7 protein-coding genes are annotated in these 6,827 nt (G+C 65.7%); 3 read left to right on the top strand and 4 right to left on the bottom strand.

What is annotated here, in order from left to right; translation table 11 throughout:
• Nucleotides 1-206 (bottom strand): hypothetical protein (locus ACRDUX_RS29045; protein WP_526419000.1); only part of this gene is annotated, 206 nt, incomplete at its 3' end.
• A gap of 14 nt (nucleotides 207-220) precedes the next feature.
• Entirely contained in the window at nucleotides 221-592 is a 372-nt protein-coding gene (locus ACRDUX_RS29040) for a hemophore-related protein (RefSeq protein ID WP_526418999.1), read from the bottom strand.
• Nucleotides 593-761: 169 nt separating this feature from the next.
• On the opposite strand from ACRDUX_RS29040, the gene ACRDUX_RS29035 reads away from it, so the two are divergent.
• From ACRDUX_RS29035 to ACRDUX_RS29025, 3 genes are all read left to right on the top strand, one after another.
• A complete protein-coding gene (locus ACRDUX_RS29035) occupies nucleotides 762-2,348 on the top strand; it encodes a hypothetical protein (protein WP_526418997.1) in 1,587 nt (528 codons plus the stop codon).
• A gap of 62 nt (nucleotides 2,349-2,410) precedes the next feature.
• A complete protein-coding gene (locus ACRDUX_RS29030; RefSeq protein ID WP_526418995.1) occupies nucleotides 2,411-4,951 on the top strand; it encodes a DUF4118 domain-containing protein in 2,541 nt (846 codons plus the stop codon).
• Nucleotides 4,948-5,628: a response regulator transcription factor gene (locus tag ACRDUX_RS29025; RefSeq protein ID WP_526418993.1), complete on the top strand. Its 681-nt coding sequence runs from the start codon at nucleotides 4,948-4,950 to the stop codon at nucleotides 5,626-5,628. The genes ACRDUX_RS29030 and ACRDUX_RS29025 overlap by 4 nt, the downstream gene beginning before the upstream one ends.
• A 6-nt stretch (nucleotides 5,629-5,634) precedes the next feature.
• On the opposite strand, the gene ACRDUX_RS29020 is transcribed toward ACRDUX_RS29025, so the two are convergent.
• Nucleotides 5,635-6,243 (bottom strand): TetR/AcrR family transcriptional regulator, encoded by a 609-nt coding sequence (locus ACRDUX_RS29020; RefSeq protein ID WP_526418991.1) that lies wholly within the window; start codon nucleotides 6,241-6,243, stop codon nucleotides 5,635-5,637.
• A gap of 217 nt (nucleotides 6,244-6,460) precedes the next feature.
• Nucleotides 6,461-6,673 (bottom strand): hypothetical protein, encoded by a 213-nt coding sequence (locus tag ACRDUX_RS29015; RefSeq protein ID WP_526418989.1) that lies wholly within the window; start codon nucleotides 6,671-6,673, stop codon nucleotides 6,461-6,463.
• Nucleotides 6,674-6,827: the final 154 nt, after the last annotated feature.

The raw sequence follows: 6,827 nt of genomic DNA, 5'->3' as shown, positions 1-6,827 counted from the left end.
ACACCGAACCCGCACGAGGAGTAGGGACCGACCACTGGCGGCGGAGAAGTGTTGATCGAGGTGCTGCCGCCTGGCCGCGAGCAGATGGTCGTGTTGGCCGACGTATTCGTGCACGTGCGGTCATCGGCGCCTGCCGTCGGCGCGCCGACGATCCCGAGGGCGACGAACGACATGGCGGCCAGGGTGAGGACATGGGGCAATCTCATCCCCATGGCGATACTCACGCCTCGTCGTCGCTGGAACCGCCGCAGCGAGCCCTCAAGTCGACCAACGGCTGACGGATCCCGGCGAGCTCGGCGTGTACCTGCGGGTTGGCCGCCATGTAGTCGGCGACCCGGGCACGGACGGTGTCACGCGGCGAACCCTCGAGGTCGGTGAGGAATGCGTTCACGTCCGGGTGACTGAAGAGGTACACCGACGTGGCCGCCGATACCCCGGTCGCGACCTGGGCAAGGTCAGCCGCCGTGCAGTTGGGCGGCAGCGGGTCGGCGAACGCCGATGGTGCCGCGGCGAACATCGTCGCGCCGACGACTGCGCCCGCACCGACGGCACCGAGAACGGCGCGTCTCGCGACGTGAATGGCCAGCTTCATGGTTGATCTCCTCCATAGGGTGACGACAGCCTATGCCGAAATGATCTTGACCGGGTCAGAGTTCCGCGGTGGTTGACGCTAACGTCAGCTAGCCGTACCGTCCCGCACGGGCACCTCCCGAATGGTCTTTCCCATGCATCCCGGCCCCGATGTCGAGAGGGTTCAACTGATGAAGAGACGCGCATTCCTGACGACCGGGGCCACCGCCGTGGCGTCGGTTTCGGCCCTCTCGGCGTGCGCGAACGCGTCGCCCCCGAGTGGCCCAAGCGATCAGCCACTGCCCCCAGGTGATCTGGACGGTGCGGTGGCGAAGCTGCGTGCCAAGTACGTCGCCCAGTTCGATGCCGACTACGTCGACAACGTCGTTCTGCCAAGTTTCCTGAACAGCGTCTTCGATGGCGAGCGGCCCGTGTTGCCGATGATCGACGTCGCGCTCACCAAGGAGAACGCACTGCCCTACGACATGTGGGGGCTGCTGAGCTTGAGTTGGAAACCCGCTCCCCAAGACGGTGTCACGGTCTTTCTTCAGGGATTGGAGAAACGCGGCCCAGACAACCGCCGCAAGCGGATCTACATGTCGGCGGTGACGCCCGACCTGTACCAAGGCAAGTATCAGAACAAGATCGTCGGGTTCTTCGATCAGCTGTTCAGTGCCCAGAACGCCGGTAAGCCGTTGATGCGGATCTACCTGGACACGTTCTGGGACCTGTACTGGGATCTGCACCTGGGAGTCACGGGAAAGGACATCCCCCAACAGGTTCGGCAGATCGGCGAGAACTTCAACACCGTGCTGGCGTACCGCGATCCCACCCAGAAGATCGTCTACGACAACTACATGGCCGTCCGAAAGAATCTCGACTTCCTGAAGTCCTGGATCGACGACCGACTCAAGGACATCCAATCCGGGAAGACCCCCGAACCCGAGAAGACCTTCGCCTGGTACTGGCTCAAGAACGGCGAGGAAAGCGAATACTTCAACCACGAGGACGTCGTCTTCGAGTGCTTCCACAACTTCGTGGCCTTCAGCCAATGGGGTAACACGCTGTACAACGTCATGGCCAAGCTCAGCCGCGACACCGGGGACGCTCAGACCAAGGACTGGTTCACCAAGACCATGGCCGCTGACTTCGAAAACCCCGACGGCTCAGCCTTTCCCCCGCTCGAACGATTCGTCATGGAACTCTTCCGCACCATCTCGCCCAACGCAGGAAGCATCTCGGCGATGACCGAAACCCGGCCGCCGGCCTTCGAGCGACACGGCTTCATCGTCAGCCCCCACACCTCGACCAGCCACGACCCCGTGCAATGGCCAAACCCCGATGACTTCGATCCGTCACGGTACGAGCACGCACCCACCAGCCAGGACATCGACGAAGCACACATTCGGCAGATGGGCCTGGCGAAGTGTCCGTTCGACCTAACGTCGTTCGAGGTCAAGGACGGCCGCAAGGCGGCACTGCACAACAGCGGGTTCGGCACCGTGTTCGCCGTCGCCGACGATCGTCCGCTTCCCGTGTGCGACTACGCGGGTTTCGCGCCCTTCGGATTCGGCTATCGGCGCTGCCCCGGCGAGCAGCTGACCATCATGGCCTTCGAGGATCTGATTCGGAAGGTCTCCAAGGACCGGCTCCAGTTCGTCAAGACCGCCGAATCCAACCCCCAGAAAGTCCCGCTCGGCCCCAGCACCCCGGAGATGGTGCCGAGCGGTCCCACCACCGTCATCACCGACGACATCGGGTTCGTCCGCCCGTCATAGGTCGCCGCCGCAAGGGAACCGTAAAGACAGGCCCGGCGGCGCGCCCGGCTAGCAATATCCGGGTGGATGATGAGCAGGTGAGTCCGGAGCAGTCACCGCGCAGGCACCCCGAGAAGCGGGGTGAGCTCCGCATCTATCTGGGCGCGGCGCCCGGCGTCGGCAAGACCTTCGCCATGCTCGGCGAGGCGCACCGCAGGCGCGAACGCGGCACCGACGTCGTCGCGGCGGTCGTGGAGACCCACGGCCGCAAGCGAACCGCCGAACTGCTCGACGGCATCGAGCTGATTCCGCCACACCTCGTCACCTATCGTGGCTTGGACTTCCCCGAGCTCGACGTCGACGCGGTTCTCACCCGGCATCCCGAGGTCGTCCTCGTCGACGAACTCGCGCACACCAACACCCCCGGCTCCACGAACCCCAAGCGATGGCAGGACGTCGAGGCGCTGCGCGACGCGGGCATCACCGTCATTTCGACCGTCAACGTCCAGCACCTGGAAAGTCTCAACGACGTCGTCGCGCAGATCACCGGAATCGAGCAGCAGGAGACCGTACCCGACGAGGTGGTCCGCCGCGCCGACCAGATCGAGCTCGTCGACATCACACCGGAAGCCCTGCGGCGCAGGCTTTCCCACGGCAACGTCTATGCGTCCGAGCGCATCGACGCCGCACTGAGCAACTACTTCCGCCAGGGCAACCTCACCGCTCTGCGCGAGCTCGCACTGCTCTGGCTGGCCGACCAGGTCGATGCCGCCCTTGCGAAGTACCGCGCCGATCACGAGATCAGCGACATGTGGGAGGCACGTGAACGCGTCGTCGTCGCGGTCACCGGCGGTGACGAATCGGAGACGCTGGTGCGCAGGGCCTTTCGCATCGCGTCGAGGTCAAGCGCCGAACTGATGATCGTCCACGTCGTGCGCGGTGACGGGCTGTCCGGTGTCTCGGCGCCCCAGATGGGCAAGATCCGTGAGCTTGCGACGAGCCTCGGCGCGACGGTGCACACCGTCGTCGGCGACGACGTCTCCGGGGCGCTGCTGGACTTCGCTCGCGAGATGAACGCCACCCAACTCGTTCTCGGCACCTCGCGGCGCTCACGGTGGGCGCGCATCTTCGCCGAGGGCATCAGCACGGCGACGGTGCAGAACTCCGGCAAGATCGACGTCCACATGGTGACCCACGGCCAGGCCAAGGGCGTGTCGTCGTGGCACGTGTCCCCGCGCGAACGACGCTTGGCGTCCTGGCTGGCGGCGGCGGTGGTGCCGTCGGCACTGTGCGCGGTGGTCGTCCTGCTGCTCGACGGGGTGCTCGGCCTCGCCGGCGAGAGCGCGCTGTTCTTCGTCGGCGTCGTCGTGGTGGCGCTCCTCGGCGGTGTCGTACCTGCCGCGGCGTCCGCGGTGCTCTCGGGTCTGCTGCTCAACTACTTCCTGGTCCAGCCCCGGTACAGCTTCACCATCTCCGATCCCGACAGTGCCGTCACCATCGCCGTGCTGTTCCTCGTCGCCGTCGCCGTCGCGGCCCTGGTGGACGGCGCGGCCAAGCGCGCCATGGAAGCCCGCCGCGCTTCGCAGGAGGCCGAGCTCCTCGCATTGTTCGCCGGGTCGGTGCTGCGAGGTGCCGATCTGGACACCTTGCTGGATCGGGTCCGCGAGACGTACTCGCAGCGGGCGGTGAGCTTTCTGCGCGAGCACGACGGTGATGAGCAGATCGTTGCGGCCGTGGGCTCCGACCCGTGTGTCGCCGTGGAATCCGCCGACACTGCAATCGAAGTCGGTGACGACGAGTTCTGGATGTTGATGAGTGGACGCCAACTGGCCGCCCGTGACCGCCGGGTGCTGACGGCCGTCGCCAAGCAGGCCGCAGGGCTGGTGCGACAGCGCGAGCTCATCGAGGAGGCTGGCCGAGCGGAGGCCATCGAGCGTGCCGACGAGTTGCGTCGTTCGCTACTGTCGGCGGTCAGCCACGACCTGCGGACGCCGCTGGCCGGAGCCAAGGCAGCGGTGTCCAGCCTGCGGGCCGAGGACGTGGGCTTCTCCCCCGAGGACACCGCCGAACTCCTCGCCACCATCGAGGAGTCCATCGACCAGCTGACCGCGCTGGTGGGTAATCTGCTCGACTCGTCCCGCCTGGCCGCCGGAGTGGTGCGCCCCGCGCTACAACGGGTCTACCTCGACGAGGTCGTCCATCGTGCCATCGTCGGAATACCCGGGGGGGCAACCGGTCTGGACCGCATCAAGGTCGACGTCGGCGACACCGCCGCGCTGGCCGACGCAGGCCTGCTGGAACGCGTGCTGGTGAACGTCGTCGACAATGCGATGCGTTACGCACCAGTCGGCGTGATCCGCATCAACGCGGGCCGGGTCGGCAACCGGGTCCTGATCAACGTCGTCGACGAGGGCCCTGGGGTCCGGCGCGCGCTGGTGGACGAACTCTTCGCGCCCTTCCAGCGGCTGGGCGACCACCACAACACCTCGGGCGTCGGGCTGGGGCTCTCCGTCGCAAGGGGTTTCGTCGAAGCGATGGGCGGCACCATCAGCGCCACCGACACACCGGGAGGCGGCCTGACCATCGAGGTCGACCTTGCCGCGCCCGACGGAGACACACCATGACCAGGGTGCTGGTGATCGACGACGAGCCGCAGATCCTGCGCGCGCTGCGCATCAACCTGTCCGCCCGTGGCTACGCCGTGGACACCGCGGCCACTGGCGCGCAAGCACTCCGGATCGCTGCGGAACACAAGCCCGACGTCGTCGTCCTCGACCTCGGCCTGCCCGACATGTCCGGTATCGAGGTGCTGGCGGGTCTGCGCGGCTGGCTCACCGCACCCGTCATCGTGCTGTCGGCGCGAACGGACTCCTCGGACAAGGTGGAGGCCCTCGACGCCGGCGCTGATGACTACGTGACCAAGCCGTTCGGGATGGACGAATTCCTGGCCCGGCTGCGGGCTGCGGTACGGCGCGGTGCGGCATCGGTCGAGACCGATCAGCCCGTCGTCGAAACCGACTCGTTCACAGTTGATTTGGCTTCCAAGAAGGTGACGAGACACGGCGCCGAGGTACACCTGACCCCTACCGAGTGGGGCATGCTGGAGATGCTGGTGCGCAATCGGGGCAAGCTCGTCGGCCGCGATGAACTGCTCAAGGAGGTATGGGGCCCCGCCTACGCCAAGGAGACCCACTACCTACGGGTGTACCTGGCCCAGCTGCGCCGCAAGCTGGAGGACGACCCGAGCCACCCCAGGCATCTGCTCACCGAGACCGGCATGGGTTACCGCTTCGCCGAATGAGTCCCGCTAGCGCTCACTCGCCATCAACCGCTCGGCGACGCGGATGAGCGGGCCGTGCAAGTCCAGCACCGCTTGCGGATCTTCTTCGAGCACGGCGTTGGTCACCAGCGTGGAAATCGCCGCGACGAGCACCTGAGCAGTGAAGCGATCCTGCTTCGATCGAGCCTCGAACACCGTGGCGATGGCGTCGACGAACTGCTGTTGGAGTTCGAGACGCTTCCCAATCGCCCGCGGGCCCGCCGCGTAGACCCCGATCAGATACAGCCGCGACAAGGCTGGGTCCGCGGCCATCACGGTGAGGTAGGTGCGCAGCACCGTCGCGAACCGCTGCATCGGGGATTTCGCCACCGAGATGCCGACGAGCGTCTCGAGCACCGCACCTTGCCTCCTGGCGTAGCTGGTGATGAAGCAGTCCTCCTTCGAAGCGAACAATTCGTAGAAGGTCTGCCGCGACACACCCGCGCTCTTGATGATGTCGGCCACGCTCGTCTCGGAATACCCCTGCACCGCCATGACGGTTTCGAGCGCACGAAAGATGCGATCGCGCTGATGGGTCCTGACCTGGTCCCGGCTCAATTGGTGCCGACCGGGTCGAAGTTGCTTGCCGCTGTTCATGCCGTAACCGTGGGTCCGCGATCTATTGCTGGGAAGTTCTCAGTCTAGGCGTCGAAGCCGCAGCTAGCACAGGCTGACTTGCGAATCCCCGCAAACATCAGGATTGCGATCGCCATCGATGAACAGTAGTGTTCATGTTTGCCTGAGAAGTAGAGGCAATATGGGCGGATCCAGAAGAGGGGACTGGATCCGCCCTCCATGTCCGGTCCCCCGCGAGCTACGGCGCCGTCTTCGCCGCTTGCAACGTGTAGGTGAACGGCATTCGGTCACGCCCCTCGGCCAGGACGAACTCGCCGTCGAAGTCGGGACTCTCGGTCATGACCTCCCCCAACGGATTCCATGGCACTTCGCGATGCTCCACGAAAGCCACGAGGGTCAGTCCGGCGTCGACGAGCGCGGTGAAGATCTCGCCGGGCAATCCGGATGGCATTCCCCAGAGAGGCTCCCGACCCGTGACGGTCGGCACGCCCCGACGATCGGCCCTAGTCGTGCGAGTTCAGATGCCTCCGGAGCAGCGGAATGAACTCCGCCGCACGGTAATCGGGGAAGTGCATCCTCGCACCCTTGATCGTACGGAAGTCGGT

It is taken from the genome of Mycobacterium sp. (genome assembly GCF_050701675.1).
Lineage (GTDB): Bacteria > Actinomycetota > Actinomycetes > Mycobacteriales > Mycobacteriaceae > Mycobacterium.
The sequence above is the reverse complement of the archived record's forward strand: the minus strand, read 5'-3'. Positions and strand labels throughout refer to the sequence as shown.